The following is a 16,741-nucleotide window of genomic DNA, read 5'->3' on the forward strand; positions in this document are numbered from 1 at the left end:
TTATTATGAAGACAATTAAACTCACATACCTGTTATCACTGATATCATTTTTCGGATATTCACAAGTCGGTGTGGGTAACACAGACCCAAAAGCAAGTTTAGATGTAACTGCGTCTAACACTGCTACGCCAGCAAATACTGATGGTATTCTTATACCAAGAATAGACAATTTCCCAACGACAAATCCAACAGCAGACCAAGATGGTATGATGGTATTTGTAACCGGTAACGGCACACCAGCTAAAGGCTTTTATTATTGGGATAATGGAAGTGCATCATGGTTTAGTGTTACTGGTATTAACACTCAAAATACATTAGACCAAGCCTATGACGAAGGTGGTGCTGGTGCAGGCAAGGATATTACCGCAGACAATGGAGCGATTACAATTAATGGTACTGATGGTTTATTAATTACAGGTTCATATGGGTCTGGCAATACTATAGACAATGAAATTACTGGAGATGGCATGCGCATGTTTTTTAATCCTAGAAAGGGGGCACTTAGAGCTGGCTTTGCAGACAGAAGTCGATGGGATGATGTTAATATTGGTGATTACAGTTTTTCTGTAGGGAATGACACACAAGCTAGTGGGAATTATGCAGTCGCTTTTGGTATAGAATCTACTGCTATTGGAAACTACAGTTTCTCTTTTGGATTAGATAACGATGCAATTGGCACGTACGCCTTTGTGGGAGGGAACAATTCTGGAGCTTCTGGAGATAGGTCTTTTGCGTTTGGTAATAATATTTTTGCGAGAGGTGACTACAGCTATGCTTTTGGTCGTTCTTCTACCTCCAATATTGCCGATTATGCATTTGCCTTTGGCGAATACTCTAACTCAAACGCCGCTAATTCCGTAACTATTGGAACTTACTTAAATGCAGAATCCTACGCTGAAACCGTATTTGGCCTATACAATACCAATTATTCCGAAACTTCGTCAACTGCTTTTGATGTGAATGACCGATTATTTGTATTAGGGAATGGTACGTCGCCTTCAGCAAGAAGCAATGCGCTTACCGTTTACAAAAGTGGTCTGATGAATATTAATGACGAATATAACATGCCATTAACAGATGGTACTAGTGGCCAAGTAATGACTACTGATGGTACTGGTAACATCACTTTTCAAAATCCCATAGGTGATGCGGATTGGTATGAAGTAGGAACTACATTTGGGTCTGATGATATCAACGATAATATATTTACACAAGGCAATGTGGGTATTGGCAGTAACTCGCCAGATGCTTCATTAGATTTGTTATATACAGGCTCTCAGGTAAATGGTTTAAATTTAGATTATACCTATAGTGAAGCTTCAACCGAAGGTGTTGGGTTAAATGTAATAGCTAGAGGCACAAATGCTGGTAGTACTGTTGTAGGCTCAAGAATCACTGTAGAAAATTCAGGGAATAGCCTCTCAACGTATGGATCGCATCTAATTAACTCTGCCAGTGGTACTCAAAATGTTGGCTTAATTAGTCAAGTAACGGGATCGGGTGTTACTAATTATGGGTTAGGTGTTGAAGTTTCAGGAGGTACTAATCGAAATGTTGGAGCTGAGTTTAGAGCAACATCTGCTGCAACAACTAATTATGGTATAGTTGGAATTGCCACAGGCGGAACAACCAACTGGGCAGGTTACTTTGGTGATTCCAATCTTCCAGGAAATGGCAATGTTTATATAGACAATTATTTAGAGGTAGCATCATCATTTAGATATACAGACGGCAATGAAACACCAGGCTATATTCTAAGGAGTAACGCTAATGGAGATGCTAATTGGGTTGATCCAAGTACGGTTTTTAATAACACGCAAAACACATTAGATCAAGCCTATGACGAAGGTGGATTAGGAGCAGGAGCAATTATCGATGCCGATGTTGGACCCGTACAGATCAATGGAGGTGGTGGCTTTTGGGTAACAGGTCAACATGGCGTTGGTGTTCCTTATTCCGTACATGCTGATCTATCCGCGTTTTTTATGAATCCCAGAACATCCGCGACTCGATCTGGCTTCGCCACAAATTCTGTCTGGACTTCAGGAAATATCGGCAATTACTCTGTTGCTATGGGTTATGCACCATTAGCATCTGGTATTGCCTCTACAGGTTTTGGTTACTTAACAGAAGCTAATGGTGACCGCTCAACCGCTATGGGAAATGGTACCATTGCAGCCTCATTCGCAGAAACTGCATTAGGCAATTTCAATACCAACTATACACCAGATAACACATCAGCTTTTGATCCTGATGACAGATTGTTTGTAGTTGGCAACGGCACATCAGATGCAGCAAGACACAATGCCTTAACGATTTATAAAAATGGTTTATTAAATATAAATGAAGCTTATAATTTACCAGCGGCAGATGGCACCAACGGTCAAGTCTTAGCTACTGATGGTGCTGGACAAACCAATTTTGTAGATGCCAGTACTGTATTTATTGATAATGACACCCAAAACACCCTCGACCAAGCTTATAACGAAGGTGGGGCTGGTGCTGGAAAAGAGATTATTGCAAATAATGGTGCTGTAACAATTAATGGTACAGATGGTTTTTTTGTGACTGGGACTTATGGTTTCGGCAATACCATTGACGACGAAATTACGGGCACTGGTACACGTATGTTTTTTAATCCAAGAAAAGCAGCTTTTAGAGCTGGTTATGTTAGTGGCAATCGGTGGAATAATGCTAATGTGGGAGCTCATTCTACTGCGTTTGGTTACAATACTCAAGCTTCTGAATTTTATTCAACCGCTTTTGGCTATCAAACGACTGCCTCAGCTGCAGCTTCTACAGCTTTCGGCGATGGAACTTTGGCTAGTGGTAGTTACTCAACAGCTTTGGGGCACGATACCAACGCATCGGGACTCTCTTCCACAGCATTAGGATATAACACAACGGCCTCAGGTCAAAATTCATTAGCTTCAGGCTATACAAGTACAGCTTCTGGAGACAACGCTGTCTCATTTGGATTAAACACACTTGCCTCTGGAGAAAATTCGAGTGTACTTGGTATACACACAATTTCACCTTCATATGGCGAGACTGTAATTGGACTCTATAACACTAACTATTCTGTTTCGTCGGCTACTAATTTTAATCCTAATGATAGAGTATTTTCTATCGGTAATGGTTCAAATTTTGGTGCCCGAAGTAACGCGCTTACCATTTATAAAAACGGTACTATGAATATTAACGATGCTTATAATATGCCGTTAACAGATGGTACAAATGGCCAGGTGATGACCACTGATGGAGCCGGTAACGTCACGTTTCAAAATGCCAATGTTAATACAGACAACCAACAAATAGACAATTTTGCTTTGTCAGGTACTACACTCGGTATTTCGTTACAGAACGATGGAGTGGCACCAGTTACAGTAGATTTAGCAGCTATAAACACAGACAGCCAACAAATTGATAATTTAGCTTTAACAGGTACTTTATTAGGTATTTCGTTACAAAATGATGGAGTTGCACCTGCGACAGTAGATTTGTCGTCTATTAATACTGACAATCAACAAATAGACAATCTTGGTTTGGTAGGCACCGTTTTAGGTATTTCACTTGAAGACGATGGTATAGCACCAGTAACGGTAGATTTATCTTCAATAGACACAGATAACCAAGAAGTAGACACCTTTTCTTTTAATAGCTCAAACAATATTCTAACCCTGGAAGTTGAAGATGATGGCCAAGCCGCTCACACAGTCGATTTGTCTAATCTTAATTCTTCGTACTCGCTTGCGAGAATCACCTTAGGTGCTAATCAGTCATTTAATACGTCAGGATGGCAAAAGGTCGACTTTGACACTGTTGATTATGATGTCAACTCTGATTTTAACACCACAACAAATACATTTGACGCACCCACAACAGGCTATTACAAGATAAGTGCCTCTTGGGGAAGTATAGCCAGTTCTACCTCAACAAATTCATTTGGTGTTGCCATTTATGTGAATGGCACCTCTACGAGATTTAAAAATTATCATCATTGGGGAAATGGATTAGTAAGACGCGATATCAACAGTGTTTTGAGTCTTAATGCCGCAGATACTGTCGAAATTTATTTTTATACAACAACCAGCATCACATGTTTTGCCAGTCAACAATCCGTGGCTTTTGAAATACAACAAATACGTTAAACTATTAAAAAAATAATTGGATTGTCTTCAATTATTGTTTGAGCAAAGAAAGCCGAAGTAGGGATCGGCTTTCTTTTTCATTTTTAGCTTCTCAATCTTTCATTTCAAGATTTAAGTTTTGTAGTTTTATAGACTTCAAAATTTTATTTCATGTCAGACCAAAAACGTCTTTTTCTTGTTGATGCCTACGCCCTTATTTTCCGTGGGTATTATGCCTTTATAAAAAATCCTAGAATCAATTCTAAAGGTGAAGACACTTCTGCCATTATGGGATTTATGAACTCCCTTTTAGATGTTATTAAACGCGAACGACCAGATCATTTAGCCGTTTGTTTTGATAAAGGAGGGAGTGTAGATCGTGTAGAGATGTTTGAAGCCTATAAAGCCAATAGAGACGAAACACCTGAAGGCATTAGAACAGCAATACCTCATATTTGTAATATTCTTGAAGCCATGCACATTCCTATTATGGTGAAAGAAGGGTATGAAGCCGATGATGTCATTGGCACACTATCTAGACAAGCTGAAAAAGAAGGCTACAAAACTTTTATGGTAACACCAGATAAGGATTTTGCGCAGTTAGTCACTGACAACATCTTTATGTACAGACCTGTTTTTGGCGGTGGTTATGAAACTTGGGGAATTCCTGAGGTTCAGAAAAAATTTGAAGTTGAAACTCCAATGCAAGTGGTTGACTTTTTAGGCATGATGGGAGATTCTTCAGACAACATTCCTGGTTTGCCAGGTGTCGGTGAGAAAACTGCCAAAAAATTCATTAAGCAATTTGGAAGTATGGAAGGCTTGTTAGCCAATACTGACCAACTCAAGGGTAAGATGAAAGAAAAGATAGAGGCTAATAGGGAACTAGGATTACTTTCAAAGGAACTTGCGCGCATTATGCTCGATGTACCGGTTGAGTTTAATGCCAAGGACTTTGAATTAGACCATCCGGATGTTGAAAAAGTAAAACAGATTTTTCAGGATTTAGAATTTAGACGTTTAACGGATAATTTCTTGAAAACCTTTGCTCCTCAAGACGTTTCAGATTCTAGTTCGAGTACGTCTTCCACAACAGAAAAAACTAAGCCAACCTCTACCCCAAAGGAAAAAAAATCAGCTGGTGCTGGGCAGTTTTCGTTGTTCGGAGGAGCTGATTCAGACACCACTGAAACTAGTTCAGAATACACCCGAAACACCTCTGAAACGACTTCGCATTTTTACCAAAGCGTAGCTTCTGGGATGGCCACAAAATTGTTTGTAAAGAACTTAATGAACCAAACTTCGGTATGTTTTGATACCGAAACTACAAGCATAAATCCACTACAAGCAGAGTTAGTTGGTATTGCCTTTTCTTGGGAAGCTGGCAAGGGGTTTTATGTACCTTTTCCAGAAGACAAAAACGAAGCTCAAGAATTAATTGAAGTACTTAGACCTTTTTTTGAAAATGAAAGCATTGAAAAAATCGGTCAAAATTTAAAATACGATATTAAGGTTTTGGCTAAATACAATGTTGAGGTTAAAGGCAAGCTTTTCGACACCATGTTAGCGCATTATCTCATCAACCCAGATATGCGGCATAACATGGATGTATTGGCAGAGACGTACCTTAACTACACACCTATTTCCATCACAGAACTCATCGGCAAAAAAGGAAAAAATCAACTCTCCATGCGAGAAGTCCCTTTGGAAAAACAAACCGAATACGCTGTAGAAGATGCTGACATCACCTTGCAACTAAAAGAGCATTTTGAAAAGGAATTGGGCGAAGCTAATACTCAAAAATTATTCGATGAGATTGAAGTACCGCTTCTCCGAGTACTTGCTGATATGGAGTTGGAAGGCATTAATTTAGACAAGGACTTTTTAAGCTCACTTTCAGAACAACTCAATAATGATATTGCCAATCTAGAAAAAAGTATATATGAAGCTGCAGGTGAGGAATTCAACATTGCATCGCCAAAGCAATTGGGTGTTATTTTATTTGAAAAAATGAAATTGGTCGATAAACCTAAAAAAACCAAAACAGGACAATATTCCACGGCAGAAGATGTGTTGAGTTATTTGGCAAAAGACCACGACATCATTCAGCAAATATTAGATTATAGAGGACTTAGTAAATTAAAAAGCACTTATGTAGATGCTTTGCCTTTACAAGTGGAAAAAAGCACTGGACGCGTCCACACAGATTATATGCAAACCGTTGCTGCCACTGGGCGTTTGAGCAGTAATAATCCAAATCTTCAGAATATTCCGATCCGTACCGAACGTGGTCGACAAGTTCGTAAGGCTTTTGTACCAAGAAATGAGGAATATACATTGTTAGCTGCTGATTATTCGCAGATAGAATTGAGAATTATTGCGGCTTTGAGCGAAGAGGAAACCATGATAGAAGCGTTTAAAAACGGAGAGGACATTCATGCCTCGACGGCTTCAAAAGTATTTAACGTACCGATTAATGAGGTCACTCGTGAACAACGTAGCAATGCAAAAACTGTCAACTTCGGAATTATCTATGGAGTATCCGCTTTTGGGTTGAGCAACCAAACCGATTTGTCTCGAAGTGAATCTAAAGAGCTTATAGAAACGTATTACGCCACCTATCCAAAACTAAAAGCCTATATGGGCAAACAAGTAGATTTTGCAAGAGATAATGGTTACGTACAAACGGTTTTGGGTCGTCGTAGGTATTTAAAAGATATTAATTCGCGTAATGCCGTGGTACGAGGAGCTGCAGAACGCAACGCGGTAAATGCACCGATTCAAGGTAGTGCTGCAGATATCATTAAAATAGCGATGATCAATATTCATCAAAAGCTTCAAGAAGGTGCGTATAAATCAAAAATGCTTTTGCAGGTTCATGATGAATTGGTTTTTGATATCTACAAACCAGAGTTAGAAGACATGAAAATTCTCATTAAAACCGAAATGGAAAATGCCTATAAGCTAAAAGTTCCTTTGGATGTAGATTTAGATATTGGAGATAATTGGTTGGAGGCGCATTAAAACTTCACTTTTTTTTTAGTATGGTTGATTTTAAATAAGTCAACCATTTTTCTTTTTAAGCAAAAACGAATCTCGACTATTCTCTAATTTGGGTTAAAATCTAAAAACAGCGAATTATGGGAACTAATGACAAGAAAAACGATAAAGAAGAAAAAAACGAAACAAGCATAGCCGAGACAGCTATAAATAAAAAAGAAGTTGACGGAAAAGACATTAACCATCAGCAGAAAGAGCGCAGAGAAATTCACCAACCGAGGGACAACGCCTAATTAGGAATTCATAAAAATTAAATAATGATTATCACCAAAGTATTAGGGCTTACCAGCGCACTTACAAAGAGCAAAAAAGCTAAAATCGCAATTCTCGCTATTGAGATTGGTATTTTAGCCTATGCACTACACCAACAAAAGAAAGAGAACGAAAATAAGCGGCTTAATTCTTAAAATTATTGGTTTTTGAACTAATATTGCAGTCTAATTGGATTATGAGTATTATTTCAAAAGACATATCAAAAGCTGTAGCCTTATTAAATGCTGAGGAGATTGTTGCCATACCAACTGAAACGGTTTATGGTTTGGCTGGTAATATTTATTCTGAAAAAGCGATCAAGTCGGTTTTTGAAACTAAGCAGCGTCCCTTTTTTAATCCACTTATTGTTCATATTTCCTCTGTAGATTATTTATCACAGATTGTTGAACACATTCCAAAAAAAGCAAAATTATTGGCAGAAGCTTTTTGGCCAGGACCAATTACCCTCGTTTTAAAAAAGAAAAATACGATTCCAGATGTAATTACAGCGGGTAAAGACACTGTTGCTGTGCGTGTGCCGAATCACACAACTACTCTAGAACTTTTACGTCAGTTAGATTTTCCTTTGGCAGCACCAAGTGCTAATCCATTTAGTAGTATTAGCCCAACAACTGCAGCTCATGTTGAAACCTATTTTAAAGATAATATTAAAATGGTGTTGGATGGAGGTGCTTGTAAAAGTGGTATAGAATCCACCATCATAGGCTTTGAAAATGACCAACCCATTATTTATCGTTTAGGCTCTACAGCCATTGAAGATATTGAAGCTGTGGTGGGTGAAATTCAGATTAAGAATAAAAAAGAAATCGCACCAGATGCTCCAGGTATGTTAGAGCGCCATTATGCTCCAAAAACCAAGACTATACTTACGGACAATATTTTGGGTATGGTCGATCAGTATAAAGGCAAACGTATAGGAATTATCACTTTTCAATCTGAAATTGCTAATAGTAATATAGAGGTTCAAATAGCACTTTCAAAAACAGGTGATTTAGCTGAGTCAGCTTCAAAACTTTACGACGTACTGCATCAATTAGATAAAATGGACCTCGATGTTATTATTGCTGAAAAATTTCCTGAATATGGTTTGGGCAAATCAATAAACGATCGTTTATCTAGAGCCACAAAGTAATTATTTTGCTTCTAATGTAAGTACCATAAAATTTTTCGTCTAAACTTAAAGACTTCTTGAATAAAAAGCAATGATGTTCAGATTTCTTTCTGTGTTTATAGGTTTGGGATTTTCCCAACTAATTGCAGGCCAAACCTGTTGTTCTGGTGGTATTCCATTGTCCAACAATATTGGTTTAGAATTTAACGAAGACAATACACTGCTCTTAAATATTAGTTACGATTTCAATAACCTCAATACCCTAAAGAATAATACAGAAACTTTAGATGATAATTCAAGATTAAGAACCACACATTCTATTTTAATAAATACTGGTTATGCTTTTTTAAGTAAATGGTCAGTAGAAGGCTTGTTTACATGGGTAAACCAAAGGCGCATTATTTCTCAATTTGATTCAGAAAACTTAGACCAAACCTATGGTATAGGTGATGCCATCGTTTTAATTCGTTACTCCCTTCTAAAGAACACTCCCAAAAACTGGAATCTAAATATTGGTGCTGGTGTAAAAATCCCTTTAGGTTCTTCAACTGAAACAAATGACCAAGGCATAACTCTAAATGCAGATTTACAGCCAGGCAGCAATGCTTGGGACTTGGTCTATTTAGTAGGAACTTCAAAAACTTTCGATTTTAGACCGACTATGACTTTTTCTTCACGCGTGGTTTATCGCCAAACAGGAGAAAATGATTCTTATTTTGGTAACTCTTCTTATAAATTTGGTAATGAAATTCAAGCATTTTTAAATGTCTCAGATCAATTTCTAATAAAAAACACATTTGTAAATCCTAGCCTGAGTTTTAAATATAGAAACGCAGAAAAGGACGAGACGCAAGGATTCGATATCCCAAATACAGGAGGGGATTGGGTTTTTATAATTCCAAGTTTTTCAGTGAAATTGTTTCAAAACATTTCTTTTAATGCAGCTGCTGAACTACCTTTATATTCTAGCCCAGACGGAATTCAACTAACACCAACCTATAGATTAACAACCGGACTTTTGTTTAAGCTGTTTAGTAAACCAGAAGCCTTAACATTAAATCAAGAATTATGAAAATATTCAACTATTTATTCGCCATATTATTTTGTTTAGCCCTAGTTGGTTGTAGTTCTAGTAATGCAACAGGCTCTGATGATGGCAGTATGGGTAATGACGATGACGGATCTACTCCATCCAATACATGGTTGATCCCATCTGATCAAGTAAGAGATGGTGGCCCTGGGAAAGATGGTATCCCATCCATTGACAACCCAATGTTTACAAATGCCGCTTCGGTTAATTTTCTTTCTGATGATGAATTAATTGTGGGAATAAAACAGGGCGATGTGGTAAAAGCCTATCCACATTATGTAATAGATTGGCATGAAATTGTTAATGATGATGTCAACGGAACCAATATGACTGTTTCTTACTGTCCATTAACAGGTACAGCCTTTGCTTGGGAAAGTTTGGCCGATAGCTCTTTCACAACTTTTGGTGTTTCTGGTTTGTTATATAACAGTAATTTAATTTTGTACGACAGACAAACAGATAGTAACTGGTCTCAAATCTTACAACAATGTGTCAATGGCGAGTTAATTGGAGATACACCTGAAAAAATTATGGTCGTTGAAACCAATTGGGGAACTTGGAAAGATGCCTACCCAAACTCTTTGGTCTTAAATTCCAACACTGGCTTTAGCAAGCCTTACGGAACGTATCCTTATGGACCCTATAAAACCAGTCACGACTTTTTTCTATTCGTGCCAGAAATTTTAAATCCTGCGCTTCCCAACAAACAACGTGTTTTTGCTTTGATGGCAAATAACCAATCTAGAGTTTATAAATTTTCAGACTTCAATAACGGCAATGTTCTTAGAGAGAATTTTTTTAATAAGAATTTTTTAATTGTTGGTGATGAAAACCTCATTGTAGCCTTTGAGCTAAGTGGTTCTAACAGTAACCTAACATTTACTTATGATTTTCAAAACTCTGAAGCTTTCTTTAAGGATAATGAAGGTAGTAAATGGAATATGTTTGGTGAAGCTATTGAGGGTCCAAGAGAGGGTCAGAAACTAACACCTGCCAACTCTGTAACAAGTATGTGGTTTGCTATTGCAGCGTTTTTTCCAAACCCAACAATCTATCAAGAGTAAAGTTAAAATGTCCTTTCTAAATTCTATTGTATAGAAGCCAAAGACTTTATGGTTTTTTATAAAATACATTTCGGTCAATTTCAGCTCTAAAAAAACATAGGCTAAGGTTTGTCAATCCAATAAGTTATCGTAAATTTGCAAACTCTTTTTCGGAAGAGGAATGTATAATCTTTTGCGCTGTGAAGCGTAATATTAAATCAAATTAGTGTGGACACATTAAGCTACAAAACAGTTTCTGCTAACAAAGCTACCGTTAATAAGGAGTGGGTTTTAGTTGATGCTGAAGGACAAACTTTAGGTCGCTTAGCTTCAAGAGTAGCAATACTTTTAAGAGGTAAGCACAAACCTAATTTTACGCCACACGTTGATTGCGGTGATAACGTAATTGTTGTTAATGCAGAAAAAATCAACTTAACGGGTAACAAATGGACGGAAAAAAGTTATATCCGTCACACAGGTTATCCAGGTGGTCAAAAAAGCCTGACTGCTACTGAGATGTTTGAGAAAGACCCAACCAGATTAGTAGAAAAGTCAGTAAAAGGAATGTTGCCTAAAAATAAATTAGGTTCTGTTCTTTTTAGAAACTTAACTGTTGTTGCTGGTACAGAGCACGCTCACGCGGCTCAAAAACCAAAGACAATGAAATTAAACGAAATTAACTAATGGAAGTAATTCACAAAATTGGCCGTAGAAAGACGGCTGTTGCTCGTGTGTACGTTGCCAAAGGAAAAGGTAACATCACGGTGAACAAAAAAGACATGGCGGAATACTTTACTACTGGAACACTTCAGTACAAAGTAAACCAACCAATTACCATGACTAACAATGATGGCAACTTTGATATTACTGTTAACGTATATGGAGGTGGTATCACCGGCCAGGCAGAAGCAATACGTTTAGGATTATCTCGCGCAATGTGCGAGTTAGATCCTGAAAACAGAGCAATATTAAAGCCAGAAGGTCTATTGACTAGAGATCCAAGAATGGTAGAGCGTAAGAAATTCGGACAGAAGAAAGCGCGTAAGAAATTCCAGTTCTCTAAACGTTAATATCCAACAACATTTAATTCAGAACTTGATCACTCAAGTTCTGAATTATCTTATTTTATTGAAAAGATTCTGAAATGAGTTCAGAATTAAAAGTTTAGCATCTAAATGGTTAAGGCGAGCAATAGCGACCACTTAATCATTGCTAATTTAACAGAACGTAAACTATTAAAACATGGAAAAAGTAGAAGTAAAAGAACTACTCGATGCAGGTGTACACTTCGGTCACCTCACACGTAAGTGGAACCCAAACATGGCCCCTTACATCTATATGGAGCGAAACGGCATCCATATCATTAACCTTTACAAGACAGCAGCTAAGATTGATGAAACTTGTGCAGCATTAAGTAAAATTGCAGCATCAGGAAAGAAAATTTTATTTGTTGCAACAAAAAAACAAGCTAAAGACATCGTAGCTGAAAAAGCAAGTGCTGTAAACCAACCTTATATTACTGAGCGTTGGCCAGGTGGAATGTTAACTAACTTTGTTACCATTAGAAAAGCTGTTAAAAAAATGGCTTCTATTGATAGAATGAAGAAAGACGGAACATTCAACTCTTTATCTAAGAAAGAGCGTTTACAAGTCAATCGTTTGCGTGCTAAGTTAGAAAAGAATTTAGGTTCTATTTCTGACATGACACGTTTACCTGGCGCACTATTTGTAGTTGACATTATGCGTGAGCATATCGCAATAAAGGAAGCACAGAAATTAAACATTCCTATTTTCGCTATGGTAGATACCAACTCCGATCCACGTGAGGTTGATTATCTTATCCCAGCAAATGACGATGCTTCTAAATCTATCGATAAGATATTATCTATTGTAACATCTGCAGTAGAAGATGGTCTTAATGAAAGAAAAGCAGAGCGTGCTGAAAAAGACACTAAGAAAGCAGATCAAAAATCTGAAACAAAAGCTGAGGCTAAACCAAAAGCTGCAAAAAAGGAAAAAGTAGCAGCTGAGGAAGAAGAATAAATAACATTTATACAATACTAAAAGTCATTTAATTCTTTTTTTACCCTGAGCAATGTCGAAGGGCATTAAACTAATTGAATGACTTTTTAAATTTAAAAACTATGGAAAATACTGTAAAAGTTACAGCAGCAGAAGTAAACAAGCTAAGACAAGCAACTGGTGCTGGTATGATGGATTGTAAAAAAGCTTTAGTTGAAGCTGGTGGTGATTTTGATAAAGCCATTGAAGTTTTACGTAAAAAAGGTCAAAAAGTTGCAGAAAAAAGAGCCGACAGAGATTCTTCTGAAGGTGCTGCTGTAGCTAAAATTAATGCAGATAACACTTCTGGTGTTGCTATCGTTTTAGGTTGCGAAACAGATTTCGTAGGTAAAAACGAAAACTTTGTAAAACTTGCTAACGAGCTAGGTGAAGTTGCATTAAACTATAATACAAAAGAAGAATTTTTAGCAGGAGATTTCGACGGAATGACCGTTGCAGAAAAATTAACTGAGCAAACAGGTGTTATCGGTGAGAAATTAGATATCACTGCTTTTGAAAGGTTAGATGCACCTTATGTTGGACAATATGTTCATATTAATAAAATTGCTGCGTTAGTAGGTTTATCTACAAAAGTAGATAACGTTGAAACTTTGGTTAAAGACGTTGCTATGCAAGTAGCTTCTATGGGAGCAACAACATTATCATATAAAGATTTCGATCCTGCTTATGTTGCTTCAGAAACTGAAGCTCGTATTGCAGTTATCGAAAAAGATAATATTGAATTAGGACGTTTAGGTAAGACATTAAAGAATGTACCAAAATACATTTCTATGGCTCAATTAACTCCTGAGGTAATGGCAGAAGCGGAAGAAGCTGCAAAAGCAGAATTAAAAGCTGAAGGTAAGCCAGAACAAATCTGGGACAGAATTTTACCTGGTAAAATGGAGCGTTTCATTTCTGATAACACAACTTTAGATCAAGAGCAATGCTTATTAGATCAAAAGTTCATTAAAGATGAAAAGAAAACTGTTGCTGAATATGTAAAATCTTATGGTGATGTTGAAGTTACCGGATTTAAAAGAGCAACTGTAGGATAAGTATCTTACATCCATTCTAAATATTTTAAAAGCTTCTCAATTTATGAGAAGCTTTTTTTTTTGGCATTTTTTTCACTTTTACAGATGCTAATAATTATGTAGCTTTGTTCAACTTTCAAATTCTAACATGAAATATAAAAGAATACTACTAAAACTGTCTGGTGAAGCACTTATGGGTAATCGTCAATACGGTATTGACCCAGAGCGATTGGCAGAATACGCTCAAGATATTAAAGCGATAACCGACTTAGGAGTACAGGTCGCTATTGTTATTGGCGGCGGAAACATATTTAGAGGAGTTGCTGGCGCTAGTAATGGTATGGATCGTGTTCAAGGAGACCACATGGGCATGTTGGCAACAGTTATTAATGGTTTAGCATTGCAAAGTGCCTTAGAGGATTCTGGCATCCCTACACGGTTACAATCGGCAATTAAAATAAATGAAGTGGCAGAACCCTTTATAAGACGTAAAGCACTTCGCCATTTAGAAAAAGGGCGTGTCGTTATATTTGGTGGAGGAACAGGAAATCCATATTTCACCACAGATTCCGCAGCAGTATTAAGAGCAATTGAAATTGAAGCGGACGTAATTTTAAAAGGCACTAGAGTAGATGGAATTTATAATGCTGACCCTGAAAAGGATATTACAGCAACTAAATTTGACCACATCACTTTTGATGATGTTTTACGTAAAGGCTTAAAGGTTATGGATACAACAGCTTTTACACTTAGTCAAGAAAATAAACTGCCAATTATAGTTTTTGATATGAACAAAAAGGGTAACCTTTTAAAAGTAGTTTCTGGTGAAACCGTAGGAACGGAAGTTAATCTTTAAAAAAAATTGGCTCAACTTTTGATAGCACTCAATTAAAATTATAACACTATGAACGAAGACATTAAATTTATAATAGATACTGCTGAAGAAGCAATGGAAGCTGCTCTAAAGCATTTAGAAAAGCAATTGGTTAACATTAGAGCTGGTAAGGCAAGTCCTGCGATGTTAGGTAGTGTAATGGTAGATTATTATGGCTCGCAGACTCCATTGAACCAGGTTGCAAATGTAAACACACCAGATGGCAGAACAATTTCTGTACAACCATGGGAAAAAAGTATGCTTCAGGAAATTGAGCGCGGAATAATGCTGGCTAATTTAGGTTTTAATCCTATGAATAATGGTGAAATGATTATCATTAACGTACCACCCTTAACCGAAGAACGTAGAAAGGATTTAGCAAAACAAGCTAAAGCGGAAGCCGAAGACGCTAAAGTTGGTGTAAGAAATGCACGTAAGGATGCCATGAATGAAATTAAAAAAGTTGATGTTTCTGAAGACCTACAAAATAATGCAGAAATAGATGTGCAAGAACTTACGGATTCTTACGTTAAGAAGATAGACAGCATTCTTGATGTTAAGGAGAATGAGATTATGACCGTATAATACCAAGTTGAAATTGAGCCATTCTCAATTTAATTTCAGAATCTTAAACCCCCAATCATTTGGGACAGATTGTCAACTTATAGGATTTTGGTTCTTCTGTTTTAAAATAAAAATACTTTAATGCTAAAACATCTGTTTGTTGTTTTTCTAATTGGCCTAGCAACAAATAGTTTTGCTCAAAACCCTATTTCTCAAGAAAGGGATTCTTCGCAAATTGCAAGAGATTCTATAAAAAAAGCCGAATTTTTAAAAAAAATAGGCAATGGTTATATATCCATTGGCTTTTTTGATTTAGACCTTCGTTATTTAATTAAATTCAATCAGTTTGAAGGTTTTAGAACTGGCTTAGGAGGTGTTACCAATAAACGTCTTTCTGAACATTTCCGAATTAACGGTTATACCGTTTATGGTTTTAAGGATAAGCGCTATAAATATAGTGTTGGTGGTGGTTTTAGAATAAATGAAAAATCCAATACATGGGTTAACCTAGCTTACACGGATGATTTGCAAGAAACAGGAAGTTCTACCTTTTTAACTGACAAACGCTTTTTTACTTTTTTTGAACCTCGACTATTAAATATAGATCTATTTCACAGGCATATAACAAAGTCCGTTGGCCTACAGCATAAAATATCCAATCATCTTTTGTCAGAAACCCAATTAGCGACTAGTAAAATAAACCCAACATACAATTACAGGTTTAATTTAGACGACAGAAGTTATAACACTTTTGATATAAGTACTGCTAAAATCAGTTTACAGTGGAGTCCTTTTAGCCAATTTGAACTGGTCAAAAACAAAGTACTGGAAATTAAAAATGGCTATCCAAAATTCACCCTGCAAGTTACTCAAGGATTTAAATCCGTTTTTGGAAGCGATTTTAATTTTTCCAAATTAGATTTTAGGACCGTTCAACAGTTCTATCATAAAAACGATGCGATTAGCAAAATAACGCTAGTTGCTGGTATAGCTGGTGGAGAAACTCCTTTAACGCACCTCTACCATGCCTACCCAAATAATATTACAAAAGAAACCATTCTTCAACGGTTCTCTGTAGCTGGTCTCAATAGTTTTGAAACCATGTATTTTAATGAATTCTTTAGCGATAAGTTTTCGACCTTACAATTGAAACATTACTTTAAACCTTTCAAAATTTCTGACCGATTTCAACCACAACTCGTTTTAATTTCAAGATATGCTGTTGGAGATATGAAAAGTATTGATAGACATCAAGGTATAAATTTCAACACTTTAGAACACGTTTACTCAGAATCTGGTTTTGAAATTAATAAACTTCTCTTTGGCTTTGGACTTAGTTTTGCGTACAGATATGGAGGTTATCATCTTCCTAATTTTGAAGACAATATAGCTTTTAAGTTTACCTTTAATATTTCGCTTTAGAGCAAATTATATTACTGTTAATTACATAACAATTCCTTAGGTTTTTTCTACCTTTGCGGCTCGTTTCAATAAATAA

14 protein-coding genes are annotated in these 16,741 nt (G+C 36.7%); all 14 read left to right on the forward strand.

What is annotated here, in order from left to right; translation table 11 throughout:
* Positions 1-5: 5 nt before the first annotated feature.
* The 14 genes from SIB89_RS07720 (at position 6) to SIB89_RS07785 (ending at position 16,665) form a co-directional block, all read left to right on the forward strand.
* Positions 6-4,151 carry a hypothetical protein gene (locus SIB89_RS07720; RefSeq protein ID WP_412561783.1) on the forward strand — a complete coding sequence of 1,382 codons (4,146 nt, stop codon included), beginning with the start codon at positions 6-8 and terminating at the stop codon, positions 4,149-4,151.
* A 150-nt stretch (positions 4,152-4,301) separates the two neighbouring features.
* Positions 4,302-7,154, forward strand: coding sequence for a DNA polymerase I (gene polA, locus SIB89_RS07725; RefSeq protein ID WP_412561784.1), 2,853 nt, complete (start codon positions 4,302-4,304; stop codon positions 7,152-7,154).
* 116 nt (positions 7,155-7,270) lie between these two features.
* Positions 7,271-7,423, forward strand: a complete 153-nt coding sequence (locus tag SIB89_RS07730; protein WP_202913887.1) for a hypothetical protein — start codon at positions 7,271-7,273, stop codon at positions 7,421-7,423.
* Positions 7,424-7,447: 24 nt separating this feature from the next.
* The gene (locus SIB89_RS07735; protein WP_155088752.1) at positions 7,448-7,597 is read left to right on the forward strand and encodes a hypothetical protein; all 150 of its coding nucleotides are present in this window, start codon (positions 7,448-7,450) and stop codon (positions 7,595-7,597) included.
* A gap of 41 nt (positions 7,598-7,638) precedes the next feature.
* Positions 7,639-8,595, forward strand: coding sequence for an L-threonylcarbamoyladenylate synthase (locus tag SIB89_RS07740; RefSeq protein WP_412561785.1), 957 nt, complete (start codon positions 7,639-7,641; stop codon positions 8,593-8,595).
* Positions 8,596-8,665: 70 nt separating this feature from the next.
* Positions 8,666-9,646 carry a hypothetical protein gene (locus tag SIB89_RS07745; protein WP_412561786.1) on the forward strand — a complete coding sequence of 327 codons (981 nt, stop codon included), beginning with the start codon at positions 8,666-8,668 and terminating at the stop codon, positions 9,644-9,646.
* Positions 9,643-10,728 (forward strand): DUF3179 domain-containing protein, encoded by a 1,086-nt coding sequence (locus SIB89_RS07750; protein ID WP_412561787.1) that lies wholly within the window; start codon positions 9,643-9,645, stop codon positions 10,726-10,728. The genes SIB89_RS07745 and SIB89_RS07750 overlap by 4 nt, the downstream gene beginning before the upstream one ends.
* Before the next feature lie 207 nt (positions 10,729-10,935).
* Entirely contained in the window at positions 10,936-11,391 is a 456-nt protein-coding gene (gene rplM, locus SIB89_RS07755; RefSeq protein WP_162306934.1) for a 50S ribosomal protein L13, read from the forward strand.
* Complete coding sequence (gene rpsI, locus SIB89_RS07760; protein ID WP_155088759.1) at positions 11,391-11,777, forward strand: 30S ribosomal protein S9; 387 nt, start codon at positions 11,391-11,393, stop codon at positions 11,775-11,777. The genes rplM and rpsI overlap by 1 nt, the downstream gene beginning before the upstream one ends.
* 172 nt (positions 11,778-11,949) lie before the next feature.
* A complete protein-coding gene (gene rpsB, locus SIB89_RS07765) occupies positions 11,950-12,750 on the forward strand; it encodes a 30S ribosomal protein S2 (protein ID WP_412561788.1) in 801 nt (266 codons plus the stop codon).
* A gap of 101 nt (positions 12,751-12,851) precedes the next feature.
* The gene (gene tsf / locus SIB89_RS07770) at positions 12,852-13,826 is read left to right on the forward strand and encodes a translation elongation factor Ts (protein ID WP_412561789.1); all 975 of its coding nucleotides are present in this window, start codon (positions 12,852-12,854) and stop codon (positions 13,824-13,826) included.
* Between the two features lie 127 nt (positions 13,827-13,953).
* A complete protein-coding gene (gene pyrH, locus SIB89_RS07775) occupies positions 13,954-14,661 on the forward strand; it encodes a UMP kinase (protein WP_155088764.1) in 708 nt (235 codons plus the stop codon).
* Between the two features lie 48 nt (positions 14,662-14,709).
* On the forward strand, positions 14,710-15,264 hold the full coding sequence (frr, locus tag SIB89_RS07780; protein ID WP_155088766.1) for a ribosome recycling factor: 555 nt from the start codon (positions 14,710-14,712) through the stop codon (positions 15,262-15,264).
* A 120-nt stretch (positions 15,265-15,384) separates the two neighbouring features.
* Positions 15,385-16,665 carry a DUF5686 family protein gene (locus SIB89_RS07785; RefSeq protein WP_412561790.1) on the forward strand — a complete coding sequence of 427 codons (1,281 nt, stop codon included), beginning with the start codon at positions 15,385-15,387 and terminating at the stop codon, positions 16,663-16,665.
* Positions 16,666-16,741 lie beyond the last annotated feature (76 nt).

This window comes from Winogradskyella sp. MIT101101 (genome assembly GCF_047126865.1).
GTDB classification, from domain to species: domain Bacteria; phylum Bacteroidota; class Bacteroidia; order Flavobacteriales; family Flavobacteriaceae; genus Winogradskyella; species Winogradskyella ouciana.